This window comes from Streptomyces sp. NPDC007971, from assembly GCF_042958635.1.
In the GTDB taxonomy this organism is placed as follows: Bacteria; Actinomycetota; Actinomycetes; order Streptomycetales; family Streptomycetaceae; genus Streptomyces.
The window spans coordinates 85987-111037 of sequence record NZ_JBIBJK010000006.1; the positions used below are offsets into that span (position 1 = coordinate 85987).

At 72.0% G+C, this 25051-nt stretch carries 24 protein-coding genes; 19 read left to right on the plus strand and 5 right to left on the minus strand.

Going from position 1 to position 25051, the window contains the following annotated elements; translation table 11 throughout:
• The first annotated feature begins 119 nt into the window (after window positions 1–119).
• From pheS to ACFZCP_RS13925, 5 genes are all read left to right on the plus strand, one after another.
• Window positions 120–1241, plus strand: coding sequence for a phenylalanine--tRNA ligase subunit alpha (gene pheS, locus ACFZCP_RS13905; protein ID WP_391427050.1), 1122 nt, complete (start codon window positions 120–122; stop codon window positions 1239–1241).
• On the plus strand, window positions 1241–3754 hold the full coding sequence (pheT, locus tag ACFZCP_RS13910) for a phenylalanine--tRNA ligase subunit beta (RefSeq protein ID WP_391427053.1): 2514 nt from the start codon (window positions 1241–1243) through the stop codon (window positions 3752–3754). The genes pheS and pheT overlap by 1 nt, the downstream gene beginning before the upstream one ends.
• Window positions 3755–4005: 251 nt before the next feature.
• A complete protein-coding gene (locus ACFZCP_RS13915; RefSeq protein WP_391427055.1) occupies window positions 4006–5067 on the plus strand; it encodes a SpoIIE family protein phosphatase in 1062 nt (353 codons plus the stop codon).
• 267 nt (window positions 5068–5334) lie between these two features.
• Window positions 5335–6675: a transcriptional regulator gene (locus ACFZCP_RS13920; protein ID WP_391427056.1), complete on the plus strand. Its 1341-nt coding sequence runs from the start codon at window positions 5335–5337 to the stop codon at window positions 6673–6675.
• 82 nt (window positions 6676–6757) lie between these two features.
• Window positions 6758–7294 (plus strand): NUDIX domain-containing protein, encoded by a 537-nt coding sequence (locus ACFZCP_RS13925; protein ID WP_391427058.1) that lies wholly within the window; start codon window positions 6758–6760, stop codon window positions 7292–7294.
• On the opposite strand, the gene ACFZCP_RS13930 is transcribed toward ACFZCP_RS13925, so the two are convergent.
• Together ACFZCP_RS13930 and ACFZCP_RS13935 are read right to left on the minus strand one after the other, a co-directional pair.
• On the minus strand, window positions 7295–7552 hold the full coding sequence (locus ACFZCP_RS13930; protein WP_362697779.1) for a hypothetical protein: 258 nt from the start codon (window positions 7550–7552) through the stop codon (window positions 7295–7297). It lies immediately after the preceding gene.
• 215 nt (window positions 7553–7767) lie between these two features.
• Entirely contained in the window at window positions 7768–8628 is an 861-nt protein-coding gene (locus ACFZCP_RS13935) for a 3-hydroxybutyryl-CoA dehydrogenase (protein ID WP_391427060.1), read from the minus strand.
• A gap of 179 nt (window positions 8629–8807) precedes the next feature.
• On the opposite strand from ACFZCP_RS13935, the gene ACFZCP_RS13940 reads away from it, so the two are divergent.
• Window positions 8808–10043, plus strand: coding sequence for a family 10 glycosylhydrolase (locus ACFZCP_RS13940; protein WP_391427062.1), 1236 nt, complete (start codon window positions 8808–8810; stop codon window positions 10041–10043).
• Window position 10044: 1 nt separating this feature from the next.
• Here ACFZCP_RS13940 and ACFZCP_RS13945 read toward each other — a convergent pair whose 3' ends face one another.
• Both ACFZCP_RS13945 and ACFZCP_RS13950 read right to left on the minus strand, forming a co-directional pair.
• Window positions 10045–10242: a DUF1918 domain-containing protein gene (locus ACFZCP_RS13945; RefSeq protein ID WP_362686538.1), complete on the minus strand. Its 198-nt coding sequence runs from the start codon at window positions 10240–10242 to the stop codon at window positions 10045–10047.
• Between the two features lie 16 nt (window positions 10243–10258).
• Window positions 10259–11170: an EamA family transporter gene (locus tag ACFZCP_RS13950; protein WP_391427065.1), complete on the minus strand. Its 912-nt coding sequence runs from the start codon at window positions 11168–11170 to the stop codon at window positions 10259–10261.
• On the opposite strand from ACFZCP_RS13950, the gene ACFZCP_RS13955 reads away from it, so the two are divergent.
• The 3 genes from ACFZCP_RS13955 to ACFZCP_RS13965 all read left to right on the plus strand — a co-directional run bounded on the left by ACFZCP_RS13955 (window position 11169) and on the right by ACFZCP_RS13965 (window position 13914).
• Window positions 11169–12629 carry an aminotransferase class I/II-fold pyridoxal phosphate-dependent enzyme gene (locus ACFZCP_RS13955; RefSeq protein ID WP_391427067.1) on the plus strand — a complete coding sequence of 487 codons (1461 nt, stop codon included), beginning with the start codon at window positions 11169–11171 and terminating at the stop codon, window positions 12627–12629. The two genes, ACFZCP_RS13950 and ACFZCP_RS13955, sit on opposite strands and share 2 nt — an antisense overlap.
• Before the next feature lie 180 nt (window positions 12630–12809).
• A complete protein-coding gene (locus tag ACFZCP_RS13960; RefSeq protein WP_391427069.1) occupies window positions 12810–13247 on the plus strand; it encodes a GNAT family N-acetyltransferase in 438 nt (145 codons plus the stop codon).
• A 73-nt stretch (window positions 13248–13320) separates the two neighbouring features.
• Complete coding sequence (locus ACFZCP_RS13965) at window positions 13321–13914, plus strand: histidine phosphatase family protein (RefSeq protein WP_391427072.1); 594 nt, start codon at window positions 13321–13323, stop codon at window positions 13912–13914.
• Here the strand turns inward: ACFZCP_RS13965 and ACFZCP_RS13970 are convergent.
• Complete coding sequence (locus ACFZCP_RS13970) at window positions 13896–14339, minus strand: DUF6314 family protein (protein ID WP_391427612.1); 444 nt, start codon at window positions 14337–14339, stop codon at window positions 13896–13898. The genes ACFZCP_RS13965 and ACFZCP_RS13970 overlap by 19 nt on opposite strands.
• Window positions 14340–14740: 401 nt before the next feature.
• On the opposite strand from ACFZCP_RS13970, the gene ACFZCP_RS13975 reads away from it, so the two are divergent.
• From ACFZCP_RS13975 to ACFZCP_RS14020, 10 genes are all read left to right on the plus strand, one after another.
• Window positions 14741–17356 (plus strand): YfhO family protein, encoded by a 2616-nt coding sequence (locus ACFZCP_RS13975; RefSeq protein WP_391427074.1) that lies wholly within the window; start codon window positions 14741–14743, stop codon window positions 17354–17356.
• A gap of 22 nt (window positions 17357–17378) precedes the next feature.
• Window positions 17379–18329, plus strand: coding sequence for a glycosyltransferase (locus ACFZCP_RS13980; protein WP_391427076.1), 951 nt, complete (start codon window positions 17379–17381; stop codon window positions 18327–18329).
• Window positions 18329–18700 carry a GtrA family protein gene (locus ACFZCP_RS13985; RefSeq protein ID WP_362686558.1) on the plus strand — a complete coding sequence of 124 codons (372 nt, stop codon included), beginning with the start codon at window positions 18329–18331 and terminating at the stop codon, window positions 18698–18700. Before ACFZCP_RS13980 ends, ACFZCP_RS13985 begins: the two co-directional genes overlap by 1 nt.
• Before the next feature lie 45 nt (window positions 18701–18745).
• Window positions 18746–19774 carry an N-acetyl-gamma-glutamyl-phosphate reductase gene (gene argC, locus ACFZCP_RS13990; protein ID WP_391427079.1) on the plus strand — a complete coding sequence of 343 codons (1029 nt, stop codon included), beginning with the start codon at window positions 18746–18748 and terminating at the stop codon, window positions 19772–19774.
• Entirely contained in the window at window positions 19771–20922 is a 1152-nt protein-coding gene (gene argJ / locus ACFZCP_RS13995; protein ID WP_391427082.1) for a bifunctional glutamate N-acetyltransferase/amino-acid acetyltransferase ArgJ, read from the plus strand. The genes argC and argJ overlap by 4 nt, the downstream gene beginning before the upstream one ends.
• Window positions 20919–21833: an acetylglutamate kinase gene (gene argB, locus ACFZCP_RS14000; protein ID WP_362686567.1), complete on the plus strand. Its 915-nt coding sequence runs from the start codon at window positions 20919–20921 to the stop codon at window positions 21831–21833. The genes argJ and argB overlap by 4 nt, the downstream gene beginning before the upstream one ends.
• Window positions 21830–23047 (plus strand): acetylornithine transaminase, encoded by a 1218-nt coding sequence (locus ACFZCP_RS14005; protein ID WP_391427085.1) that lies wholly within the window; start codon window positions 21830–21832, stop codon window positions 23045–23047. The genes argB and ACFZCP_RS14005 overlap by 4 nt, the downstream gene beginning before the upstream one ends.
• 7 nt (window positions 23048–23054) lie before the next feature.
• Entirely contained in the window at window positions 23055–23600 is a 546-nt protein-coding gene (locus tag ACFZCP_RS14010; RefSeq protein ID WP_391427087.1) for an arginine repressor, read from the plus strand.
• 97 nt (window positions 23601–23697) lie between these two features.
• On the plus strand, window positions 23698–24285 hold the full coding sequence (locus tag ACFZCP_RS14015) for a sigma-70 family RNA polymerase sigma factor (RefSeq protein ID WP_362686576.1): 588 nt from the start codon (window positions 23698–23700) through the stop codon (window positions 24283–24285).
• Entirely contained in the window at window positions 24275–25042 is a 768-nt protein-coding gene (locus tag ACFZCP_RS14020; RefSeq protein WP_391427090.1) for a hypothetical protein, read from the plus strand. The genes ACFZCP_RS14015 and ACFZCP_RS14020 overlap by 11 nt, the downstream gene beginning before the upstream one ends.
• Window positions 25043–25051: the final 9 nt, after the last annotated feature.

A 25051-nucleotide genomic window follows, 5' to 3' on the forward strand; every position in this document is an offset into this window, starting at 1 on the left:
GCGCATTCGCGTTCCTTCACCCCGTTAGACTCGGCCTTTGGCACCTTTGTGTCCTTCACGCGGCCCTCACGAGTCGGTGACGGGGACCATCCGCCAGCCAATCGGAAGCACGGGAAGAGATGTCCGCACCCAATAAGTCGTACGACCCTGTCGAGGTCGAGGCGTTGAAACCGGAAGAGATCGAGCGCATGCGGGACGAGGCGCTCGCCGCCTTCGCGGCCGCGGGCTCCCTCGACGCGCTCCACGAGGCCAAGGTCGCCCAGACCGGCCCGGCCTCCCCGCTGGCCCTCGCCAACCGCGAGATCGGCGCCCTGCCCCCGCACGCCAAGGCCGAGGCCGGCAAGCGCGTCGGCATGGCCCGGGGCGCCGTCAACAAGGCCCTCGCCGCCCGCCAGGCCGAGCTGGAGGCCGAGCGTGACGCACGCGTGCTCGTCGAGGAGGACGTCGACGTCACGCTGCCCCACGACCGCGTCCCGGCCGGCGCCCGGCACCCGCTGACCACGCTCTCGGAGCGCATCGAGGACGTCTTCGTGGCCATGGGCTACGAGGTCGCCGAGGGCCCCGAGGTCGAGGCCGAGTGGTTCAACTTCGACGCCCTCAACATCGGCCCGGACCACCCGGCCCGCGGCGAGGCGGACACCTTCTTCGTCCAGGCCCCGGACGGCACCGCCGACTCCGGCGTCGTGCTGCGCACCCACACCTCGCCGGTCCAGATCCGCTCCCTGCTGGGCCGCGAGCTGCCGGTGTACGTGATCTGCCCGGGCCGCGTGTACCGCACCGACGAGCTGGACGCGACGCACACCCCGGTCTTCCACCAGGTCGAGCTGCTCGCCGTCGACGAGGGCCTGACCATGGCCGACCTCAAGGGCACTCTGGACCACATGGTCCAGTCGCTGTTCGGCGAGGACATGAAGACCCGGCTGCGCCCGAACTTCTTCCCCTTCACCGAGCCGTCCGCCGAGATGGACATGGTGTGCTACGTCTGCCGCGGCGAGTCCGTCGGCAACCCCGACCGGCCCTGCCGCACCTGCTCCAGCGAGGGCTGGATCGAGCTGGGCGGCTGCGGCATGGTCAACCCCAAGGTGCTGGCCGCCTGCGGCGTCGACCCGGAGAAGTACAGCGGCTTCGCCTTCGGGTTCGGCATCGAGCGGATGCTGATGTTCCGCCACAACGTCGAAGACATGCGAGACATGGTCGAGGGTGACGTCCGGTTCACCCGGCCGTTCGGGATGGAGATCTGATGCGGGTCCCGCTTTCTTGGCTGCGGGAGTACGTCGACCTGCCGGCGACCGAAACCGGCCGTGACGTCCAGGCCAAGCTCGTTTCGGCCGGCCTTGAGGTCGAGACCGTCGAGCAGCTCGGTGCCGACCTCAAGGGCCCGCTGGTGGTCGGCCAGGTGCTGACCATCGAGGAGCTGGAGGGCTTCAAGAAGCCGATCCGCTTCTGCACCGTCGACGTCGGCCGGGCCAACGGCACCGGCGAGCCCCAGGAGATCGTCTGCGGCGCCCGCAACTTCGCCGTCGGCGACAAGGTCGTCGTGGTCCTCCCGGGCGCCACGCTGCCCGGCGGGTTCTCGATCGCCGCCCGCAAGACGTACGGCAAGACGTCCCACGGCATGATCTGCTCCGGCGACGAGCTGGGCATGGGCGACGACGGCACCCACGGCATCATCGTGCTGCCGCCGGAGACCGAGGTCGGCAAGGATGCCGTCCAGCTGCTGGAGCTGGTCGACGAGGTCCTCGACATCGCCGTCACCGCCAACCGCGGCGACTGCCTGTCCATCCGCGGTGTCGCCCGCGAGACCGCCATCGCCTACGGCCTGCCGCTGCGCGACCCGGCCCTGATCGACGTACCGGCACCGAACGCCTTCGGCTACCCGGTCCAGGTCACCGCCCCGATGGGCTGCGACCGCTTCACCGCCCGCACCGTCACCGGCCTGAGCCCCGAGGCGCGCTCCCCGATCTGGCTCCAGCGCCGGCTGCAGAAGGTCGGCATGCGCCCGATCTCGCTCGCCGTCGACGTCACGAACTACGTGATGATGGAGCTGGGCCAGCCGCTGCACGCCTACGACCGGAAGCTGGTCCAGGGCACCATCGGCGTGCGCCGCGCGCAGGAGGGCGAGAAGCTCGTCACCCTCGACGGGACCGAGCGGGGGCTGCACGCCGAGGACCTGGTCATCACGGACGAGCGCGGCCCGATCGGTCTCGCCGGCGTCATGGGCGGCGCGAACACCGAGATCGCCGACCACGACGACGAGCAGAACGCCACGACCGACGTGGTCATCGAGGCGGCCCACTTCGACGCCGTCTCGATCGCCCGTACGGCCCGGCGTCACAAGCTGTCCTCCGAGGCGTCCCGCCGCTTCGAGCGGGGCGTGGACCCGCAGGCCGCCTCGGCTGCGGCCCAGCGCACCGTCGACCTGCTCGTGCTCCTCGCGGGCGGCACCGCCGAGGCCGGCGTCACCGAGGTCATCGCACCCAGTGCCCCGCACACGATCACCGTCCCGGCGAACCACCCGGACAAGGTCGCGGGCGTGGACTACGGCCGCGAGACCGTCGTACGACGCCTCCAGGAGATCGGCTGCGACGTGTACGGGCAGGACGAGCTGATCGTCACCGTCCCGTCCTGGCGGCCCGACCTGACCGACCCGAACGACCTGGCCGAAGAGGTCATCCGTCTGGAGGGCTACGAGAACCTGCCCTCCACGCTGCCCAGGCTCCCCTCGGGCCGCGGTCTGACCCACCGCCAGCGGCTGCACCGCCGGGTCGGCCGGGCCCTGGCCGGCGCCGGCTACGTCGAGGCGCCGACCTACCCGTTCGTCGCCGAGCAGGCCTTCGACCACCTCGGCCTGGAGGCCGACGACCCGGCCCGCCGTGTCGTGAAGCTGGTCAACCCGCTCAACGACGAGGAGCCCGCGCTCCGCACGACGCTGCTGCCCGGCCTGCTGGGTGCCCTGCGGCGCAACGACGGGCGGGGCTCGCACGATCTGGCCCTGTTCGAGACGGGTCTGGTCTTCCAGCCGGGCGAGGAGCCGCGTGCCGCCGGGCACCTGTCCGTCGACCGGCGTCCCACCGACGAGGAGCTGGCCGAGCTGAACGCCGCGCTGCCCCGGCAGCCGCGTCACGTGGCCGTCGTGCTCGCGGGCGCTCGCGAGCGGGCGGGCTGGTGGGGCGGCGGCCGTCCCGCCGGGTGGGCCGACGCGGTCGAGGCCGCGCGGACCGTCGCCCGTGAGACCGGTGCGGACCTGGTGGTGCGCAAGGGGCAGTACGGTCCCTGGCACCCCGGCCGGTGCGCCGAGCTGGCGGTCGTCGCCGACGGCACGGACACGGTCGTGGGCCACGCGGGAGAGCTCCACCCGCGCGTCCTGAAGGCCCTGGGTCTGCCCGAGCGCACCTGCGCGATGGAGCTGGACCTGGACGCCCTGGAGGCGGCGGGCGACGGCGTCCCGCAGGCGCCGGCCATCTCCACCTTCCCGGTGGCCACGCAGGACGTCGCGCTTGTGGTCGACCGGCCGGTGCCGGCCGCGCAGGTCGAGGCGGCGCTGCGCGAGGGCGCGGGCGAACTGCTCGAGTCCATCCGGCTGTTCGACGTGTACGAGAACGCCGAACAGATCGGTGAGGGCAAGAAGTCGCTGGCGTACGCGCTCCGCTTCCGGGCCGGGGACCGTACGCTGACCGTGGACGAGGCTTCGGCCGCCCGGGACGCGGCTGTCGCCCTGGCGGGCGAGCGGACCGGGGCCGTGCTCAGGGGCTGACCGCCGTAGAGGTTCTGTTGTCGGCCGGCTGCGGATCTTCCGTGGCCGGTCGCGCAGTTCCCGGCGCTCCTCGGGGGCGCGTTGCCCTGCCGTCAGCTGCATAAATGCACGTCGGCCTGGGTGTTCTCACTCGTTCGGGTGGGAACCGAGGGAGATCTGTCCCTACTGGGTCATGCCTGTCGACAGAATCGGACCGGCCTTTCGGGGTCGGTCCGTCTGCTCTGTCAGGGCCCATTTGGGGGACCAGAGGCATGATCCGCATCAAGGCACGGGTGACCACCGCGCGGGGAGCCGTACTGGCCACACTCTGGGGAGCCGTGGCGGTCGCCTACAAATTCGGCTGCTCGCAGCAGGACGGCCTCGGTGCGCGCATCGTCACCAGCGCCGTGTTCTTCGCCGTCGGCACCGGACTGATCGTGTACGTCCGCCGCGCCCTGCTGCGTGAGCTGCGGCAGGCCCGCCGGGTCGCCGGCGCCGCCCAGAGCGTCGTCCTGCGGCCCGTGCCGGCCCGGCTCGACGGTCTGAATCTCGCCGCGGCCCAGCTGTCCGCCGACCGTGGCGCGACGATCGGCGGCGACCTGTACGAGGCGGTCGCCACCGAGCACGGGGTCCGGGTGGTGATGGGGGACGTGCGCGGTCACGGTCTGGGCGCCCTCGGCACCGTCGCCGCCGTGCTCGGCAGCTTCCGCGAGGCGGCGCACGACGAGCCCGAACTCGTCTCGGTCCTGCGCAGGCTGGAGCGCACGCTGGCCCGGCACCTGCGCGAGCGGTCCCGGGCCGAGCACCCCTCCAGCGGTGCCCAGGATCCCGACAACCCGGTCGCCGAGGAGTTCGTCACGCTCCTGCTCCTGGAGATCGACGGCGAGGGCGGGCTGCGCGCCCTCAACTGCGGTCATCCCTGGCCGTATCTGCTCCGGGACACCCGGGTGGAGCCGCTCACCCGGGCCGAGCCGCTCCCGCCCCTGGGGCCCTTCCCGCTCCCGGCGGAACTGGAGGCCCGTCCGTGCGGCCGCCTCCTGCCCGGTGAGTCCCTGGTCCTGTTCACGGACGGAGCGGAGGACGCCCGGGACGCCCGGGGCCGTTTCCTCTCCCTGCCGACCGTCCTGCGCGAGGCGGTGTACGACCACCCGCTCTCCGCCCAGACGGTCCTGCGCACGGTCTTCGGAGCCGTGCTGCACCACACCGGCGGCCGGCCCACGGACGACATCGCCGTGCTGGTCCTGCGCAACGACCGGAGGAACGCCGGTATACCAGGGGCGCGGGGAACTGCTCGACAAGCCCCCACCGACCCCCAGCCGACGACGCACCGCTAGCCCGGCAAAGCACTCCGTCCCGGCGTCGCACCGCCGTCCCGGCGTCGCCGCCAGCCGCCGCACCGCTGTGGGCGCGCCTGGCCGAGCCACCGCTTTCTGAGGGGGAGCCGGTGGCTCGGCCGGCCTCTTGCGAGGACTTTCAGTGAACCGGCAGAACACTCTCCGCAACAGTGTGCACACGCTGCGGATTCGCGCACTCCGTTCACACCCCGTGTGAAAGCGGACGCACTACGCTGACGGCACCAGGCAACTCGGGGGGGCAATCCCATGCAGCCCAACACTCTGCTCGACGCGATCCTGGACGAGGCGGGGATCTCGCACGCCGGTCTCGCCGCCCACGTCAACCAGGCGGGCCGGAAACGGGGCCTGACGCTCCGTTACGAACACACCGCCGTGGCGCGGTGGCTGAAGGGGCAGCGGCCACGCGGCCAGGTGCCCGACCTGATCTGCGAGGTGCTCGCGGGACGGCTGCACCGGCCCGTCACCCTGGACGACATCGGCCTCGGGGTGCCGGGCGAGCCCAGCACCCCGCACGCCGGCTCGCTCTCCGGCTTCGTGGAGCGGGCCACCGCGCTGTGGCGCTCCGACGAACAGCAGCGGCCGCATGTGCTCGGGGCTCCCGCGGTCACCGGCACCCCCGCCGTCATGCCGGTGTGGGAGTGGGAGAACCCGCCCGAGGACGTGGACGTCTCCCGGGGCGGCCGGCACCGGGTCACCACGGCCGACATCGAGATGCTGCGCGCCGCCCGCACCCACTACGAGCAGATGTACCGCAAGGCCGGCGGTATCGCGACCCGCACCCGGATCGTCGGCTTCCTCAACGCGGAGGCGGCGCCGTTGCTGCGCGGCAGCTACACCGACGCCACCGGCCGCCAACTGCACCGCGCCACCGGCGGGTTGGTGGCGATCGCGGGCATCTGCGCGTACGACTCCGACGCGCACGGACTCGCCCAGCGCTACTTCCACCAGGCGCTCAGGCTGGCAAAGGCCAGCGGCGATCGGGGACTTGGCGCCTATGTCATCGCGCTGCTCGTCAACCAGGCGCTGTTCATGAAGGAGTACCGCCAGGCCGTGGCCTTCGCCGAGGCCGCGCTGCGCGCCGCCGGCCGGCACATCACCCCGGCCCTCGCCTCCGACCTGTACGCGATGCAGGCCAAGGCGTACGCCCACCTCGGCGACAGCAGCAGCGCGCTGTCCTGCATCCGCCGGGCCGAGACGGCCGCCGACCGTATCCGGCGCGGGTACGAGCCCGACGAGACCGGCTACGTCCAGCCGGGCCTCGTCAACGTGCAGGTGGCCGAGGCGCTGCTCAGCCTCGGGGAGCTGGCCGCCGCCCGGGAGCACGCGGCCGCCGCGGTCGACAACCCCGCCCACGACCGGGGACGGGTGCACCGGCTCGCCATGCTCAGCACGATCGAGCTGCGTCAGGGCAATGCCGACAACGCGGTGGCCACCGCCGTGCAGATGGCCGAACAGGCCCGCGGGATGGAGTCCCAGCGGCTGCGCGACAGACTTCGCGCGGTGCGCGAGCATCTGGTCAGCTGCGGCTCGGCCGGAACGGCCGAGGCCGCCGAACTCATCGACGGCGCACTGCGCGTACCGCTGTAGCCCCCGGCTGAGGCCTGCGCTGTAGGCCTGGACAAGTCCCTGCTGCGATATTGCCACTTACTCGTCGGAAGGTGGCAGAACCGTGCAGTGGACGAAACGGAACGAACAAACTGTCTATGAAAACCGCTGGTTCAGCGTCAACCTCGCAGATGTCGAGCTGCCGGACGGCCGGCACCTCGACCACTTCCTGATCCGGCTGCGGCCGGTCGCCGTCGCCACGGTGGTCAACGAGGCGGGCGAAGTCCTCCTCCTGTGGCGCCACCGGTTCATCACCGACAGCTGGGGCTGGGAACTGGCCGCGGGCGTGGTCGAGGACGGCGAGGACATCGAGAGCGCGGCCGCCAGAGAACTGGAGGAGGAGACCGGCTGGCGGCCGGGACCCCTGCACCACCTGATGAGCGTGGAGCCGTCCAACGGCCTCACCGACGCCCGGCACCACATCTACTGGTCCGACCGGGGCGAGTACGTCGGACATCCCGTGGACGACTTCGAGTCGGACCGCCGCGAATGGGTCCCCCTCAAAGTCGTCCCCGACCTGATCGCCCGAGGGGAGGTCCCGGCCGCCAACATGGCGGCCGCGTTACTTCTGCTGCACCACCTCAGGCTCGCCGACGCCTAGCTAGTGGGCCAGAGCCTGCCAGACCGTCACGACGAGCGCTCCCAGCGCGGTGAGCGCGGCGACCGAGGGCAGTGGCCAGCGTGCGTGTTCCAGCGAGTTCAGGCGGGTGTGCAGCTCGTCCACCTCCTTGGCGGTCTCCTTGGTGCGGTGACTGAGCAGGGCGAGTCCTCCCTCGACCTGGGCGTACGCCACGTCTAGGCGGCGCCGTAACTCTGCGAGTTCTCCATGGACCACGGGATGCTCCGGGTCGGCGGTCACAGGTCCACTCCTTTCTGTAGTCGAACGTGGTTGTTCCGCATCCCTTGCATGCGCATGAAGAGTGAACTCGCCTGGTGGGCGCGTGGGGAGAGTGTGCGAAGGGCATATGCGTGCCCGGCGCGCACACGGTGTGTGAAACAGACGGGCCCGGCACCGAGTTCGGTGCCGGGCCCGCAGGGCGTCGCTCTTCGTAGTCGGCCGCAGTCGGCCGTGGGTCAGCCGTAGGTGTAGAAGCCCGAGCCGGACTTCCGGCCGAGCCGGCCCGCCTCGACCATGCGCTGCAGCAGCGGGGGAGCGGCGTACAGCGGCTCCTTGTACTCGGCGTACATCGAGTTGGCGATGGAGACGATGGTGTCCAGGCCGATCAGGTCCGACAGCTTGAGCGGGCCCATCGGGTGGGCGCAGCCCATCTCCATGCCGTTGTCGATGTCCTCGCGGCTCGCGATGCCCGACTCGAACATCCGGATCGCGGACAGCAGGTAGGGCACCAGCAGCGCGTTCACGACGAACCCGGAGCGGTCCTGGGCACGGATGGCGTGCTTGCCGAGCACCTTCTCGGCGAACATCTGGGCGCGGCTGAGGGTGCCCTCGGAGGTGGTGAGCGCCGGGATCAGCTCGACCAGCTTCTGCACCGGAGCGGGGTTGAAGAAGTGGATGCCGACCACGTGGTCGGGGCGGGAGGTGGCGACCGCCAGCTTCACCAGCGGGATGGAGGAGGTGTTGGAGGCCAGGATCGCGTCCGCGCGGGTCACCACCTGGTCGAGCACCTGGAAGATCTCCGTCTTCACCTGCTCGCTCTCCACCACGGCCTCGATCACGAGATCGCGGTCGGCGAACTCGCCGAGATCGGTGGTGAAGCTCAGCCGCGCCTGCGTGGAGTCCCGCTCCTCCTCGCTGATCTTGCCGCGTTCGGCGGCCTTGGTCAGGGAGTTGAACAGCCGGGTGCGGCCGATCTCCAGGGCCTCGCCGGTGGTCTCGGCGACCTTCACGTCCAGTCCCGCGCGGGCGCACACCTCGGCGATGCCGGCGCCCATCTGGCCGCAGCCCACGATTCCGACGCGCTCGATGTCGGTCACATCGTTCCCTTCGCTGGTGTTCTCCGGCTCAGGCAGGACCCCGGGTTCGGCGCCTGCTCCGATCGTGCACGTTACCGCCAAGTATCGATGATCGATCGCCCGGGTGGGTGCATCCTGGGGCGCGGAACGATCCGTGACGTGACGGATCCGGAGCGTATGGGGGTGTGCAGATGGGGCGTATGTCACGGCGTGCGTTCGCGCTGGCGGCGCTGTCGACGCTGACCATGGCCCATGGAGCCGCGGCCGTGCCGGCCCGGCCGGGCCCGGAAGATCACGAGCCGCCCCCGGCAGCCGAGATGCGGGGGGTGTGGCTGGCGACCGTGTCCAACCGCGACTGGCCCTCGCGGGCGGGCCTGACGGCCGCCGCGCAGCGCACGGAGCTGATCGCCCACCTCGACAGGGCGGTACGTGACCGGCTCAACACGGTGGTCCTCCAGGTGCGGCCGACCGCGGATGCGCTGTGGCCCTCGCCGTACGAGCCCTGGTCCGAGTGCCTCACCGGAACCCAGGGCCAGGACCCGGGCTGGGACCCGCTGGGCACCGCCGTCCAGGAGGCCCATGCCAGGGGCCTGCAGCTGCACGCCTGGTTCAACCCCTACCGCATCGCCAACCACACCGACCCCGGCCGGCTGGTCGCCTCGCACCCGGCGCGCAGACACCCGGACTGGGCGGTGCCGTACGGCGGGAAGCTCTACTACAACCCCGGCCTGCCCGAGGTCCGCGCCTTCGTCCAGCAGGCCATGCTCGACGCGGTCGCCCGGTACCCGGTCGACGCCGTCCACTTCGACGACTACTTCTACCCGTACCCGGTCGCGGGCCAGACCTTCGACGACGACGCCGCCTACGACCGGCACGGCGGCGACTTCCCCGGCCGGGCCGCCTGGCGCCGCGCCAACATCGACACGCTGGTGAAGGAGATGGCGGCGGCCGTCGGACGGGTGCGTCCCGGCACCCGCTTCGGGGTCAGCCCCTTCGGGGTGTGGCGCAACGCCACGACCGACCCCCGTGGTTCGGACACACAGGCGGGCGTGCAGACCTACGACGACCTGTACGCGGACACGCTCACCTGGGTCCGCAACCGGTGGATCGACTACATCGTCCCGCAGCTGTACTGGCACATCGGCTTCGCGGCCGCCGACTACGCGACCCTGGTCGACTGGTGGGCGAAGGCGGCCGAGGGCACCGGGACACAGCTGTACATCGGAGAGGCCCTCTACAGGGCGGGGGCGGCCGGACAGCCCTCGGAGTGGCGTGACCCCGTGGAGCTGTCCCGGCATCTCACCCTCGCGGCCCGGTATCCGCAGGTGCGCGGGCATGTCTTCTTCGCCGCCAAGGAGGTGGCGGCGGATCCGATCGGGGCGATGGCGCGGGTGGTCGCCGACCACTACGGGCAGCCGGCGAAACCACCGCGCTGATCTAGTGCTGGTTCTTGTCCTTGTGCTTGACCTGGCAGTCGGGGCCGGGGGACATGATCGCCTCGTGCCCGTCCTGGAAGCGGACGCGGTACGGCGGATTGCCCTCGGAACCCAGCACTTCCACGACCTCCGAGATGTGGTCGTGTTCGCCGACCACCCTGCCGTGCTGGACAAGCTGGTCGCCCACGGTTGCGCGCATCAGGCCCTCCTCACGGTCACGACCGTTGGGTGACGGCGATGCAGACGAGCACGGCGACGGCGGTCAGCGGAGCGGCCGCCGCGAGGTGCTCGCCCAGCAGCAGCGCCGACCACACCAGTGTGAGCAGCGGTTGGGCCAACTGCAACTGGCTGGCCTTCGGAATCCCGATGGCGGCCATGCCGCGGTACCAGACGACCAGCCCGAGGAACTGCGAGACCACCGAGACCCACAGCAGACCCGTCACGCCGTGCCAGGTCGGGTGCACCGGTTCGGACGACAGCGCCAGCGCGGCGGCCGGCACGCTCAGGGGCAGACACAGCACCAGCGCCCAGCCGATGACCTGCCAGCCGGGCATGACGCGGGCGAGCCTGCCGCCCTCGGTGTATCCGGCCGCGCACACCAGCAGCGCGGCGAACAGGTATCCGTCGGCGGCGGTGAGCGTGCCGCCGCTCTGGCCGACGGTGAAGGCGATCACGGCCGCCGCGCCGACGAGCGCCGCCAGCCAGAACCGGCGCGAGGGCCGGTGACCCGTGCGCAGCGCCGAGCAGGCGGCGGTGGTCAGCGGGAGCAGGCCCACCACGACGGCGGCGTGCGAGGTGGTCGAGGTCTGCAGGGCGAGCGTGGTCAGCAGCGGGAAGCCGGCCACCACGCCGGCGGCGACGACCGCGAGACCCGGCAGATGCCGCCGCGCGGGCGGCGGCACCCTGAGCACCAGGAGACACACTCCCGCGACGAGCGCGGCGAGGACGCTGCGCACGGCCACCAGGGACCAGGGGCCGAAGCTCTCCAGGCCCCATGCGGTGGACGGGAAGGTGAGGGAGAAGGCGATCACGCCGAGTGCGGCAAGGCCCGTGCCCAGGGACCGGTGCTCGCGGGGAGGGGGGACCGCTATCGCCGTCGTCGTAGTAGCGCTACTCTGTACTTTCATGTCTGAGCGTAGCAGTGTGGGTGAACTGGCAGAACAGCTGCGGCGGGAGATGGACCGCTACTCTCCTGGTGGAAAGCTCCCATCGAGCAGGGCGCTGGTCGAGCGGTTCCGGGTGAGCCCCGTGACCGTCTCCCGGGCCCTGGCCCAGCTGGCCGCCGAGGGACTGGTGGTCACCCGGCCCGGTGCCGGCGCCTTCCGCGCGCGGCCGCGGGCCGCCGGGTCCGCCGGGGACACCTCCTGGCAGGAGGTCGCGCTGAGCGCCGAGGGCGCCGCCGACCTGGTACCGCGCACGGTGGACGCCTCCGGCGTCACGATCTGCCTCGCCGCACCGCCCCCGGGCGTGCTGGAGTTCAACGGCGGCTACCCCCACCCCTCCCTCCAGCCCGAGCGGGCGATGGCCGCGGCCCTCGCCCGCGCCGGACGACGGCCCGGCGCCTGGGGCAGGCCCCCGCTGGAGGGCCTGCCGGAGCTGCGGGAGTGGTTCGCGCGCGGTATCGGCGGTGCCGTCACGGCCGCCGAGGTACTGATCGCCGCCGGCGGGCAGTCCGCACTGGCCACGGCGCTCAGGGCGCTCGCCCCGCCCGGCGCCCAGGTCCTCGTGGAGTCGCCCACCTATCCGGGCATGCTGGCCCTGGCCCGCTCGGCCGGCCTGCGCCCGGTCCCGGTGCCGGTCGACCCCGACGGCGTACGGCCCGACCTGCTCGCCGACGCCTTCAAGGCCACCGGTGCCCGGGTGTTCGTCTGCCAGCCCCTGTTCCAGAACCCGACCGGCGCGGTCCTCGCCCCGGACCGCCGCGCCGAGGTGCTGCGCATCGCCCGCGCCGCGGGCGCGTTCGTCATCGAGGACGACTACGTACGGCGACTCGTGCACGCCGACTCGGGCCCGCTGCCCCGCACGCTGGCCGCCGACGACCCCGACGGCGTCGTCGTCCACGTCGGCTCGCTGACCAAGGCGACCTCGCCCAGCTTCCGGGTGAGCGCGCTGGCCGCGCGCGGACCGGTGCTGGAGCGCCTGCGCGCCATCCAGGTGGTGGACAGCTTCTTCGTCCCCCGGCCGCTCCAGGAGGCCGCCCTGGAACTCGTCGGCTCACCGGCCTGGCCCCGCCATCTGAGGGCGCTGTCGGCCGAGCTGAAGACCCGCCGCGACGCCATGACGGCCGCACTCGCCCGCCACCTTTCCGAACTCGCCCTGCCGCACATCCCGTCCGGCGGCTACCACCTCTGGCTCCGCCTCCCCGACGGCAACGGGAGCACCTCCCGGGCGCTCGGTTCCGGGGCGGAGGCGTCCCTGACGGCCGCGGCCCTGCGCGCGGGGGTGGCCGTCACGCCCGGCCGTCCCTACTTCAGCGCCGAGCCGCCGGCGAGCCACCTCCGCCTGAGCTTTGCGGCGGTGGCCGGGACGGGGGAGATCGAGGAGGGGGTGCGGCGGCTGCGGGTGGCGTGCGACGAGGTGCTCTAGACGTGCCGTTCGGGCAGGTGGGTGACGCGGGCCCCGGCGGGCGGGACGTGGCCTCTGGCCCCGGCGGGCGGGGCGTGGTCCACAGGGCCGGGTGGGACGCAGTCCAGTCGGCCGGGTGGGGCGGGGCGGGCGGGTAAATCCGTTCGACGCCGGCCTCGCCGGCCTGTGAGGATCCACCGCATGAGCGACGCACCCGACCTCCCCGACGGCTACGAGTTCTCCGCCGACACCGCCCGCGTCGACGTCGGCCGCGTCCACGGCTGGCTGTCGGCCGACGCGTACTGGGCGATCGACCGTCCCCGGGAGAAGCACGAGCGCGCGATGGCGTCCTCGATCAACTTCGGGGTGTACGCCGTCGGCTCGGGCGAACAGGTGGCCTACGCGCGCGTGGTGACCGACCGCGCGCTGTTCGCCTGGCTCGCCGATGTGTACGTCGACCCCTCGGTGCGCGGCAAGGGCGTCGGCACGGCGTTCGTCGGCCGCATCCTCGACCACCTGCGGCCCTTCGGCCTGCGCCGCATGCTGCTGGCCACCGAGGACGCGCACGGCGTGTACGAGAAGCTGGGCTTCGGGCCGCTGGAGCGCCCCGACCAGTGGATGCTGCTCCCGTTCGAGTAAGCGCTCGCATACCCCGGGTAGCTCACAGGCGGCAGCCCTTGACCTGCGCACACGCGCGGCCCACCATCACCGCATGCCACTTCGGGTCACGTTCGTCGCCTCAGCGCGCAGCTCCCCGCTGCTCGCGGAGCGCTTCCAGGACGACCGGCCGCTGGACCAGGCCGGCTGGGACGAGGTGCAGAGCCTGGCCGGGGACCTGCTGCCGTTGGCGGCGGCCGAGCTGCGCTACTGCTCCCCGACCCCGCGCAGCCGTGCCACCGGCGACGCCCTCGGGTACGCCCCGCTGGTGCAGCTCGCCCTGCGCGACTGCGACATGGGCCGCTGGGGCGGCCTGACGCTGGGCGAGGCGATGGCCCGTGAGCCGGACGCCGTGGACGCCTGGCTCGCCGACCCGCGCTCCACCCCGCACGGCGGCGAGTCACTGCTGGCCTTCATATCCCGGGTCGGCGGCTGGCTGGACACCCGCCCGGTCGAGGACGGTGGCCGGATCGTCGCCGTCGCCGAGCCTTCCGTGATCCGCGCGGCCCTGGTGTACGCCCTCAAGGCGCCGCCCGCGACCTACTGGAACATCGACGTCCGTCCCCTGTCGACGACCACCGTGACCGGACGCGCGGGGCGCTGGAACCTCCGCCTCGACGCCGCGCCGGCTCAGCGCACACGCGCGTAGCAGGTGGTCAGCACCAGGTCCTTGGCCGGTCCGCCCACCCGCCACACCGTGCGCCAGTGGTCGGCGTCCGTGACGGTGAACTCCCCCCGGTAGAGGTCGGCCGAGCAGGAGTGATCGGCGACGTACCGCCCCGTGGTCAGGTCCAGCTCGTGGAAGGGCCGGCCGTCCGCGAACCGTACGTCCGCCGTGCCCGGCGCACTCCCCGGCAGGAACCGCAGCGTCCGCGTGGCGTCCCGCGTCACGCCCTGCCAGGTGAACGCACCCGACTCCTCGTGCAGCAGCCCGCCGCCGTCGAGCGGGCCGAAGACGGTGACCCCTTCGAAGTGCCCGTCGCTCCCGCTCGCCAGGTCCCGCACGGTCCGCTCCACCCGCCAGCCTCCGGCCAGATGGGCCAGGACGTCGGCCATGGGCCAGAACTCGCCCATCATCACCCCTGTCCGTCTGCCTGTTCGTGTGTCCGCCGACGCGCGTCCGCCCCCTGTTCCGTTTCCCATCCTGCCGTGCCGGACGCGTCCGTGGACGACCGGCCCGGTCCGCGCTCACTCTCCGCAGCGGCCCGTCAGGGCGGTTCACCTGACTATCACCATTCGGAAAGCCACTGTTTTCCCGGACTTCATGAAATTCACGCGGTGTTTCCCGTATTCGGAAGAAGTCACCCCACTTTTCGGTGCACGCACAACCAACGTGAAACTTGTTCCGTCTAAGACGGCGAATCGATGAGGCATACATTCTGTGGGGGACCGCCCGAAATGCATTGCTCGACTTCGCCCGGCAGAAGTGGCGCCGCTCACAGCAGTGCGCGTCGGCTCCCGGACAGGAACAGGGTGTGAAAGAAATATCCCGACCGAGGCGGGCCGCCGCCCTGCTCGCCGCGGCCGTCACGATCACGGCGTTCTGCGCCGCCGACACCCTCGCCCGCAGTTACCCCTTCGGTCCCCGCACTCGCAGCGTCAACGATCTGGGCAACCAGTACGTGCCCTTCCACGCCCACCTGTGGGACCTGCTGCACGGCAGGGCCGACGGCGGCCTCCTCGTCAACTGGCAGTCCGGCTACGGCTCCAGCTTCCTGCCCGACCTCGGCACCTACCTCAGCAGTCCGTTCGCGCTGCTCGTGGCCCTCTTCCCGCGCGACGAGATCGATCTCGCGGTGTACGTCGTCACCGCCCTGAAGACCGCCGCGGCCGCGGCCGCCATGGCCTGTCTGCTCCTGACCCTGCGCTCCGGCCGCTGGTGGGCGGCCGGTCTGCTCGGCACCTCCTACGCCCTGTGCGGCTGGAGCGTCGCCGACGCCTCCTACAACCCGATGTGGCTGGACGGGCTCATCGCCCTGCCCCTGCTCTGCCTGGTCGGCGAATGGGCGCTCGCCGGACGCCGCCGCTACCTCGGCGTCCTCGTCGTGGCCCTCGCCTGGGCCGCCAACTTCTACACGGCCTACATGGCCACCCTGGGCGCCGCACTCGTCCTGCTGCTCCGGCTGCTGCTGGCGGACCTGCCCCGCCGCCGGGCGCTCGCGGCGGCGGGCCGCGCCGCCCTCATCGTCGTCCTCGGCATGGGTCTCGCCGCCCCGCTGGTCACCGTTGTCTACTTCGGCACCAAGCACGCCTACCCGGGCCGCGTCCGCGAGTTCGTCCCGGTGGGCAACGAGGACCTGCTCGCCCGGCTGCTGCCGGCGACCTACGGCTTCGCGTCCCCCGCCCTCTACGTCGGCATCACCGCCCTGCTGCTCGCCCTCGCCCTGCCGTTCCACCGCGCGGTCCCCGTCCGGGTGCGCACGGGCTGGACCCTCCTCGTCCTCCTGGTGACCCTCTCCCTGCAGTGGGCGCCGACCCACCTGGTCTGGCACGCCTTCGCCACCCCGCAGGGCAGCCCCTACCGCCAGGCGTTCGTGCTGTGCGGGCTGCTGGTGATCGCCGCCTGGCAGGCGCTGGCGTACGGCCTGCCCGACCGGCGCGCGCTCACGGCGGCCGCCGGACTCCTCGCCCTGATCGCCCTCGTCGCGAGCAGCAGTCACGTGGTCCGGTTCTTCGCCTGGCCGGTGCTGCTGCTCGCCACCGCCGGCGCGCTCGGCGGACTCGCCCTGCTCGGCCGTGCCGGCGCCGGGCGGCGCAACCGGCTCACCGTCCTGGCCGTCGTGCTGCTGCTCGGCGCGCAGATCGGCGAGACTGCCGCCACCTCCGCCGTGGCGACCCGGATGCGCCTCGCGCACATGGACGACTATGCGCCCTGGGGGCAGCGGCAGTCGCGGCAGGCGGCGGCGGTCTCCGAGGCCGACGGCTGGCCCCGGTACCGCACCGACCCCGGACGCGAGCAGACCGTCGGCAACGACCCGATGCTGGTCGGCGGCCAGGGCGCCCAGTACTACAGCAGCCTGACGTCCGACGTGCTCAGCCGCACGCTCACCGCGCTCGGGGGCGGCTGGACCTCGCGCGGCCGCAACCTCCAGAGCCTCGACAACGCCGTCACCGACGCGATCTTCTCCGTGGGCGCCCGGGTGCACTCCCCGCCCGACCCGCACCAGAACTGGTTCCCGCAGGACGGCAGCGGGGTGACCGTGTCCCGCCAGGAGGTGCCGCCCCTGGTGACGGTCCGTCCGTCCGGCGCCGCCGCGCACGCCGGCCTCTCCGCCTTCGGTCCGTCGCCGTACCGCAACCAGGAACTGCTGCTGGGCACCCGCGTCTACACGGTGCCGCGCCTCACCGTGCGCACCAGCGCCGGCCGGGTGCCGAGCCGCAGCGACGACGACCGGCCCGGCCTGCGCATCGGCGCGCTGCCCGCCGCGACCGTCGTGCGCAGGCCCACCATCACGGCCCGGTGCCCGGCCGGCAGCGAGGTGTACCTGTGGGCGCCGCACCTGTCGGGCACCGCGCGGCTCACCGGCGCCCCGGCGCAGGGCCCGACCGGACGGTTCCGGTCCGACCACCCCGTCACCAAGATCGCGCCCATGCAGCGGCTCGGGACGGTTCCGGCCTCCGGCCGCCTGCGGATCGAGCTGTCGCCGGACAAGACGAGCATGGTCCCGGACGGCGCGGTCGGCTGCCTGGACACCGCCCGGCTGCACAGCGCCGTCGAACGGCTCAGGGCCACCGGCGCCACCCGGGTGACCGTCTCCGACGGCACGATCCGGGCCGAACTGCCGCCCGGCAGCCGGGGCACCGCCGTCGTCGCGGCGCCCCGGATCGCCGGCTGGCGCTGCGCGGCGGGCGACGCCCCCGCCGCGCCCGCGGGGGAGTACCACGGGCTGATCGCCATGCCCCTCGACGGTTCCGCGACCAGTCTCACCTGCACCTTCCACCCGCCCGGCCTGCGGCTGGGCACGGCCGTCGGGGGCGCCTCGCTCCTCGTGCTCGCCGTGCTCGCCACCTTCACCGCCGTCCGCCGCCGACGTGCCCCGGCACCGTCCACGACCACACCACCGCGCGAGCGCGTGGCCACCGCCCTGTGACCGCTCCCCTGGAGGGACCGCCATGCTGATATCGATCGTCGTGCCCTGCTACAACGAGGAAGACGTTCTCGAACGCTTCCACGTCGAGGTCCAGAAGATCGCGGACGAGCTGCTGCCGCTCGGCCACGACATGGAGTTCGTGTACGTCGACGACGGCAGCCGCGACCGCACGCTCGCCGTCCTGGAGGACCTCTCCGTGCGGGACTCCCGGGTGCGCTACGTTTCCTTCAGCCGCAACTTCGGCAAGGAGGCGGCCCTGCTCGCCGGCCTCAGGCACGCCGCGGGCGACTCGGTCGTGGTCATGGACGCCGACCTCCAGCACCCGCCGGAGCTGATCAAGCGGATGGTGAAGCTGCGCGCGCAGGGCTACGACCAGGTCATCGCCAGGCGCACCCGCACCGGCGACCGCTTCGCCCGCACCTTCACCGCCCGCCTGTACTACCGGCTCATCAACCGCCTTGTCGACGTCGAACTCGTCGACGGCGTGGGTGACTTCCGCCTGCTCTCGCGCCGCGTGGTGGACGCGATCCTGGACCTCACCGAGTACAACCGCTTCTCCAAGGGCCTGTTCGCCTGGGTCGGCTTCCCGAGCACCACCTTCGAGTACGAGAACGCGACGCGTGAGGCGGGCAGCAGCTCCTGGTCCTTCCGCAGCCTGCTCAACTACGGCCTGGACGGCCTGCTGTCCTTCAACAACCGGCCGCTGCGCGCCGCCCTGTGGCTCGGCATGGGCCTGCTGCTGTGCGCGGGGCTGTACACGGCCTGGATCGTGGGCGCCGCCCTGGTCAACGGGGTCCAGACACCGGGGTATGTGACCATCATCACCGCCGTCACCGCCCTGGCCGGTGTCCAGATGGTCATGCTGGGAGTCATCGGGGAGTACACCGGCCGCATCTACTACGAGGTGAAGGGCCGTCCGCACTTCCTGGTGAAGGCGACCAATGTGGAACGGACGAAAGATCTCATCCCCTGATGTCCAGGCAGATCCTCACCTTTGCTGTGGTCGGAGTCGTGAATACGGCCACCTACTACTGTCTTTACCTGTTGTTTCTCAATTGGCTTCCCTACCTTGCCGCGCATACTCTGGCTTTCCTCATCAGTATGGTCGGATCCTTTTTCCTGAACGCGCGCTTCACCTACCGCACGAGGCCCACCTGGCGGAAATTCCTGCTGTTCCCGCTGACCAACGTCACCAATTTCCTCATCACGACCGCCGGGGTGTACGTGATCGTCGACGTCCTGCACGCCGGCAGCCGCTTCGCCCCACTGCTCGCCTCGGCGGCGGCGATCCCGGTCACCTTCGTCGTGTCCCGGTGGGTCATGCTCCCCAAGTCGATTGCATAAAAGTGCATCGATACGTATAGTCATGCCATCCAGAGGAGGATGGACATGGCGGTACGTGCGGCGGTGGCCGGAGCGAGCGGATACGCGGGCGGAGAGGTCCTGCGCCTGCTCCTCGCCCACCCCGAGGTCGAGATCGGTGCCCTGACCGGCAACTCCAACGCCGGCCAGCCACTCGGCGCGCTCCAGCCGCATCTGCTGCCGCTGGCCGACCGGGTGCTGGCCGAGACCACGCCCGAGGCGCTCGCCGGACACGACGTCGTCTTCCTGGCGCTGCCGCACGGGCAGTCCGCCGCCGTCGCCGAGCAGCTCGGCCCGGACGTCCTCGTGATCGACATGGGCGCGGACTTCCGGCTGAAGGACCCGGCCGACTGGGAGACGTTCTACGGCTCCCCGCACGCCGGCACCTGGCCCTACGGCCTCCCCGAACTTCCGGGCGCCCGCGCCCGGCTCACCGGGTCCAGGCGCATCGCGGTGCCCGGTTGCTACCCGACCGCCGTCTCCCTCGCCCTGTACCCGGCCTACGCGGCCCGCCTCGCCGAGCCCGAGGCGGTGATCGTCGCCGCGTCCGGCACCTCCGGCGCCGGCAAGGCACCCAAGCCGCACCTGCTCGGCAGCGAGGTCATGGGCTCCATGACGCCGTACGGCGTCGGCGGCGGCCACCGGCACACCCCCGAGATGATCCAGAACCTCACCGGGGCGGCCGGGGAGCGGATCGCGGTCTCCTTCACACCCACTCTCGCGCCGATGCCCCGCGGGATCCTCGCCACGTGCAGCGCCACCGCCCGGGCGGGCGTCACCGGAGAGTCGCTGCGCGCCGCCTACGCGAAGGCCTACGCCGACGAACCGTTCGTCCGTCTGCTCCCCGAGGGCCAGTGGCCGGCGACGGCGTCCGTCCACGGTTCCAACGCCGTTCAGGTGCAGGTCGCATACGACGCGGCGGTGGGCCGCATCATCGCGATCAGCGCCATCGACAACCTGACCAAGGGCACCGCGGGCGGTGCCGTCCAGAGCATGAACATCGCCCTGGGTCTCGACGAGACGACCGGGCTTTCGACGATCGGAGTCGCACCGTGAGTGTCACGGCAGCCAAGGGATTCACGGCGGCGGGCATCGCCGCCGGGATCAAGGAGAACGGCAACCCGGATCTGGCTCTGGTGGTCAACAACGGGCCGCGCCGTGCCGCCGCGGGCGTCTTCACCTCCAACCGCGTGAAGGCCGCGCCGGTGCTGTGGTCCGAGCAGGTCCTCGCAGGCGGCCAGGTGTCGGCCGTCGTCCTCAACTCCGGCGGCGCCAACGCCTGCACCGGCCCCAAGGGCTTCCAGGACACGCACGCCACCGCCGAGAAGGCGGCCGAGGTGCTCGGCCGGGGCGCCATCGAGGTCGCCGTCTGCTCCACCGGTCTGATCGGCGTGCTGCTGCCCATGGACAAGCTCCTGCCGGGCATCGGGGCGGCCGCCGCCCAGCTGTCCGAGCACGGTGGCGAGAAGGCGGCCATCGCCATCAAGACCACCGACACCGTCCACAAGACCTCCGTGGTCACCAAGGACGGCTGGACCGTCGGCGGCATGGCCAAGGGCGCGGGCATGCTCGCCCCCGGCCTCGCCACCATGCTGGTCGTGCTCACCACCGACGCCGACCTCGGCGACGAGGTGCTGGACCGTGCCCTGCGCGCCGCCACCAGGGTCACCTTCGACCGCGTCGACTCCGACGGCTGCATGTCCACCAACGACACGGTGCTGCTGCTCGCCTCCGGATCCTCCGGCATCACTCCCGGCCACGACGAGTTCGCCGAGGCCGTACGGCAGGTCTGCGACGACCTCGGGCAGCAGCTGATCCGCGACGCCGAGGGCGCCAGCAAGGACATCAAGGTCGAGGTGATCAATGCCGCGACCGAGGACGACGCCGTCGAGGTGGGCCGCTCCGTCGCCCGCAACAACCTCCTCAAGTGCGCGATCCACGGCGAGGACCCCAACTGGGGCCGCGTGCTGTCCGCGATCGGCACCACCCGGGCCGCCTTCGAGCCCGACCAGCTCAACGTGGCCATCAACGGCGTCTGGGTGTGCAAGAACGGCGGCGTCGGCGAGGACCGCGAGCTGGTCGACATGCGCTACCGCGAGGTGCACATCGTCGCCGACCTCGCGGCCGGCAGCGCGACCGCCACCATCTGGACCAACGACCTCACCGCCGACTACGTCCACGAGAACAGCGCCTACTCCTCATGAGCACCGGAACCACGCGCAAGCACACCGCCCTGCCCAAGGCCCAGATCCTCATCGAGGCGCTGCCCTGGCTCACCCGGCACCACGGCAAGACCGTCGTCATCAAGTTCGGCGGCAACGCCATGGTGAACGAGGAGCTGAAGGCCGCCTTCGCCCAGGACGTCGTCTTCCTGCGGCACGCCGGTCTCAAGCCGGTCGTGGTGCACGGCGGCGGCCCGCAGATCAGTGCGGCCCTCGACCGGCACGGCATCGTCAGCGAGTTCAAGGCGGGTCTCAGGGTCACCACCGAGGACGCCATGGACGTCGTACGGATGGTGCTCGCCGGACAGGTGCAGCGCGAGCTGGTCGGCCTGCTCAACCAGCACGGACCGCTGGCCGTGGGCCTGACCGGCGAGGACGCGCACACCATCACCGCAACCAGGCACCGGCCCGAGATCGACGGCGAGCCGGTCGACATCGGGCGGGTCGGCGAGATCACCGAGATCGACACGGGCGCGATCGAGGCACTGCTCGCCGACGGCCGCATCCCGGTCGTCTCCTCCATCGCCCGCAGTCAGGACGACGGACATGTCTACAACGTCAATGCTGATACGGCGGCTGCGGCACTCGCTGCGGCACTGGGGGCCGAGACCCTCATGGTCCTCACGGACGTCGAGGGCCTCTACGAGGACTGGCCCGAGTCCGACGAGGTGATCAGCCGGCTCACCGCATCGCAGCTGGAGAAGCTGCTGCCGGAGCTGTCCGCCGGCATGGTGCCGAAGATGGAGGGCTGTCTGCACGCCGTGCGCGGCGGCGTACGGACCGCCCGGGTCATCGACGGCCGGGTCCAGCACTCGATCCTGCTGGAGATCTTCACCGACGAGGGCATCGGCACCATGGTCGTGCCCGACGACGCCGAGGGGGAGCAGTCATGACGGGTACCGCGACCAACGCAGAGCTGGCCGGGCGCTGGCAGGGCGCGCTGATGGACAACTACGGGACTCCTCGGCTGGCCCTCGTGCGCGGCGAGGGCGCCCGGCTGTGGGACGCCGACGGCAGGCAGTACCTCGACTTCGTCGGCGGTATCGCGGTCAACGCCCTCGGCCACGCCCACCCGGCCGTCGTGGAGGCCGTCAGCAGGCAGATCGCGTCCCTCGGCCACGTCTCCAACCTGTTCGTCGCCGAGCCGCCCGTGGCCCTCGCCGAACGGCTGCTCCAGCTCTTCGGACGGGACGGCAGGGTCTACTTCTGCAACTCCGGCGCCGAGGCCAACGAGGGCGCGTTCAAGATCGGCCGGCTGACCGGGCGCAGCCACATGGTCGCCACCACGGGCGGCTTCCACGGCCGGACCATGGGCGCCCTCGCGCTCACCGGCCAGCCCGGCAAGCAGGCGCCGTTCCTGCCGCTGCCCGGCGACGTCACGCACGTCCCCTACGGCGACGCGCAGGCGCTGGCCGCGGCGGTGACCGAGGAGACGGCGCTCGTCGTCATCGAGCCCATCCAGGGCGAGAACGGCGTGGTGGTGCCCCCGGCCGGCTATCTCAAGGCGGCCCGGGCGATCACCGCCGCCACCGGGGCGCTGCTCGTCCTCGACGAGGTCCAGACGGGCGTCGGCCGCACCGGGAACTGGTTCGAGTACCAGGCCCACGAGGGCGTCCTGCCGGATGTCGTCACCCTCGCCAAGGGACTGGGCGGCGGGCTGCCGCTCGGCGCCACCGTGGCCTTCGGGCGGGCCGCCGAACTCTTCCGGCCCGGCCACCACGGCTCGACCTTCGGCGGCAACCCGGTGGCCTGCGCGGCCGGCCTCGCCGTCCTCGACACCATCGCGGACGACGGACTGCTGGAGAACGTCAAGCGGCAGGGCGAGCGGCTGCGGGACGGAATCGAGGCGCTGAACCACCCGTTGATCGACTATGTCCGGGGTACCGGCCTCCTCCTGGGTATCGTGCTCACCGGGCCGCACGCACCGCAGGTGCAGCAGGCGGCCCAGGAGGCCGGTTTCCTGGTGAACGCGCCCGCCCCCGACGTCGTGAGGCTCATGCCGCCGCTGAACCTCCGCGACGACGAGGCAGGTGCCCTCCTCCAGGCGCTGCCCGGCATCCTCGAGGCGGCGAGCCCGGCGAACGGGGACGGACGATCCGGAGAATGAGACGACGATGAGCCAGGCGCAGGACCATGATCAGGCGGCGGCCGCCGGGCCCGCCGTACCGCAGACCCGCACCGCACGGCACCGCCGGATCGTGGACATCCTCAACCGGCAGGCGGTGCGCTCGCAGAGCCAGCTGGCGAAGCTGCTCGCCGACGACGGGCTGAGCGTCACCCAGGCGACGCTGTCCCGGGACCTCGACGAGCTGAACGCGGTCAAGATCCGCAACAACGACGGCGACCTGATCTACGCGGTGCCGAGCGAGGGAGGTTTCCGCACGCCCCGCGCGCCGCTCGGCGAGTCGGCGAAGGAGGAGCGGATGCGGCGCCTGTCCCAGGAGCTGCTGATCTCCGCGGAGGCCTCCGCCAACCTCGTGGTCCTGCGCACCCCGCCGGGGGCCGCCCAGTTCCTCGCCTCGGCCATCGACCAGGCCGAGCTGCACGACATCCTGGGGACCATCGCCGGTGACGACACCCTGCTGCTGATCAGCCGGGACCCGACCGGGGGACAGGCGCTGGCGGACCATCTGCTGCGGCTGGCGCAGAACGGTCACTGACCCGCATGCAGGGCCCCGCCCGGCGGCGCAGAATAGGAAGGTGATCTTCCGTGGCGGGCACGCAATCTCCTGGCGGCGGCCGACCGTATACAGAGGTGTGTCGGGTCTCCGGTCACCTGTGGGCCGCCTTCCGGACGAAGCGCTGCTGTCCGGACTGGCCACAGGCGACCCGGAACTCGCCGTCACCTTCGTCCGGAGGTTCCAGCACAGGGTGTTCGGAGTCGCCATGGCGGTCACCAGGGATCCACAGCTCGCCGAGGACATCGCTCAGCAGACGTTCGAGCGGGCCTGGCGCCATGCGCAGATCTACGACTCGCGCCGCGGATCGGTCACGACCTGGCTCACGACCATCGCGCACAACCTCGCCATCGACGCCGTCCGTGCGCGGCGGACGGAGCCGGTGGCCCCCGAGAACCTCGACGGCCTGCTCGGCGTGGTCACCGAGACCCCCGAACAGTGGGCGCTCGCCGACGAGGCCTCCTCCCAGCTCCGAGCCGCCCTGGCGCGGCTGCCGCGGGAACAGGCCCGCGCCCTGGTGATGGCCGGCATCTACGGCATGACGGCCCAGCAGATCGCCGACGCGGAGAGCGTCCCGCTGGGCACGGCGAAGACACGGATCAGGACGGCGATGGCGAAACTGCGGTCCACGCTCGCGTCTCCGAACCGAGGCGAAAATGTCCCGTGACGTGACCTGCGAGAACCTGCGCGAGATCGGCGCCGAGCTCGCGCTCGGAGTGCTGCCCGGCCGGGAGCGGGCGGCGGCCGTCGCGCATCTGGACCACTGCGCCGACTGCCGGGAGTACGTCGAGCAGCTGACCCTCGTCGGCGACCGGCTGATCGGTCTGCTGCCGGAGAGCGAGCCGCCGGTCGGGTTCGAGGCCCGGGTGGCCCGCAAGGTGGCCCAGGACGCGGCGGCGCACGAGGCACGGTCCCATGACCGCACGCGCGGTCTCGCGCACAAGGGCATCCGGGGCCGGGCCCGCCGTGCGCGGCTGCGGGTGGCGGCGGTCGCCTCCGCACTCGCGCTCGCCATCGGGTTCGCCGGCTGGGCCGTCGGCACCGCCGTCCAGGAGGTCACCGCCTCGCCGCCGGCCGCCGTGGAGAGCGAACCCCTGCTGGTCGGCGACATGATCCCGACCGGCGGCGGGCACCCGGTCGGCGACGTCTACGCCCAGCCCGGCCCCCACGGCTGGATCTTCATGACCGTCACACTCACCGGCACCGGCGCCCCGTACAACGGCAAGGTCCGCTGCGTGCTCGAACACTCCGACGGCACGACGGTGCCCGTGGGCGACTTCCTGCTGCGCGACGGACACGGCTCGTGGGGCGGGCAGACCGCCATCGATCCCAAGGCGGTGTCCGGCGCCCACATCGTGACCACGGACGGCACGGTCCTCGCCCGGGCACCTCTGCAGACGGGCCAGGTCGTGACCCGGGCGTGACGGAGCCGC

What these genes read in the sequence shown, in the direction of transcription:
- ACFZCP_RS13950 (WP_391427065.1), bottom strand. Translation starts at nt 11,170, where the DNA reads ATGAAAGTACAGAGTAGCGCTACTACGACGACGGCGATAGCGGTCCCC.
- argC (WP_391427079.1), top strand. Translation starts at nt 18,746, where the DNA reads ATGGCGGTACGTGCGGCGGTGGCCGGAGCGAGCGGATACGCGGGCGGA.
- ACFZCP_RS14020 (WP_391427090.1), top strand. Translation starts at nt 24,275, where the DNA reads ATGTCCCGTGACGTGACCTGCGAGAACCTGCGCGAGATCGGCGCCGAG.
- ACFZCP_RS13920 (WP_391427056.1), top strand. Translation starts at nt 5,335, where the DNA reads ATGCAGCCCAACACTCTGCTCGACGCGATCCTGGACGAGGCGGGGATC.
- ACFZCP_RS13970 (WP_391427612.1), bottom strand. Translation starts at nt 14,339, where the DNA reads ATGGGCGAGTTCTGGCCCATGGCCGACGTCCTGGCCCATCTGGCCGGA.
- ACFZCP_RS13985 (WP_362686558.1), top strand. Translation starts at nt 18,329, where the DNA reads ATGTCCAGGCAGATCCTCACCTTTGCTGTGGTCGGAGTCGTGAATACG.
- ACFZCP_RS13940 (WP_391427062.1), top strand. Translation starts at nt 8,808, where the DNA reads ATGTCACGGCGTGCGTTCGCGCTGGCGGCGCTGTCGACGCTGACCATG.
- pheS (WP_391427050.1), top strand. Translation starts at nt 120, where the DNA reads ATGTCCGCACCCAATAAGTCGTACGACCCTGTCGAGGTCGAGGCGTTG.
- ACFZCP_RS13965 (WP_391427072.1), top strand. Translation starts at nt 13,321, where the DNA reads ATGCCACTTCGGGTCACGTTCGTCGCCTCAGCGCGCAGCTCCCCGCTG.
- ACFZCP_RS13945 (WP_362686538.1), bottom strand. Translation starts at nt 10,242, where the DNA reads ATGCGCGCAACCGTGGGCGACCAGCTTGTCCAGCACGGCAGGGTGGTC.
- ACFZCP_RS14005 (WP_391427085.1), top strand. Translation starts at nt 21,830, where the DNA reads ATGACGGGTACCGCGACCAACGCAGAGCTGGCCGGGCGCTGGCAGGGC.
- ACFZCP_RS14010 (WP_391427087.1), top strand. Translation starts at nt 23,055, where the DNA reads ATGAGCCAGGCGCAGGACCATGATCAGGCGGCGGCCGCCGGGCCCGCC.
- pheT (WP_391427053.1), top strand. Translation starts at nt 1,241, where the DNA reads ATGCGGGTCCCGCTTTCTTGGCTGCGGGAGTACGTCGACCTGCCGGCG.
- argB (WP_362686567.1), top strand. Translation starts at nt 20,919, where the DNA reads ATGAGCACCGGAACCACGCGCAAGCACACCGCCCTGCCCAAGGCCCAG.
- ACFZCP_RS13955 (WP_391427067.1), top strand. Translation starts at nt 11,169, where the DNA reads ATGTCTGAGCGTAGCAGTGTGGGTGAACTGGCAGAACAGCTGCGGCGG.
- ACFZCP_RS13980 (WP_391427076.1), top strand. Translation starts at nt 17,379, where the DNA reads ATGCTGATATCGATCGTCGTGCCCTGCTACAACGAGGAAGACGTTCTC.
- ACFZCP_RS13960 (WP_391427069.1), top strand. Translation starts at nt 12,810, where the DNA reads ATGAGCGACGCACCCGACCTCCCCGACGGCTACGAGTTCTCCGCCGAC.
- ACFZCP_RS13915 (WP_391427055.1), top strand. Translation starts at nt 4,006, where the DNA reads ATGATCCGCATCAAGGCACGGGTGACCACCGCGCGGGGAGCCGTACTG.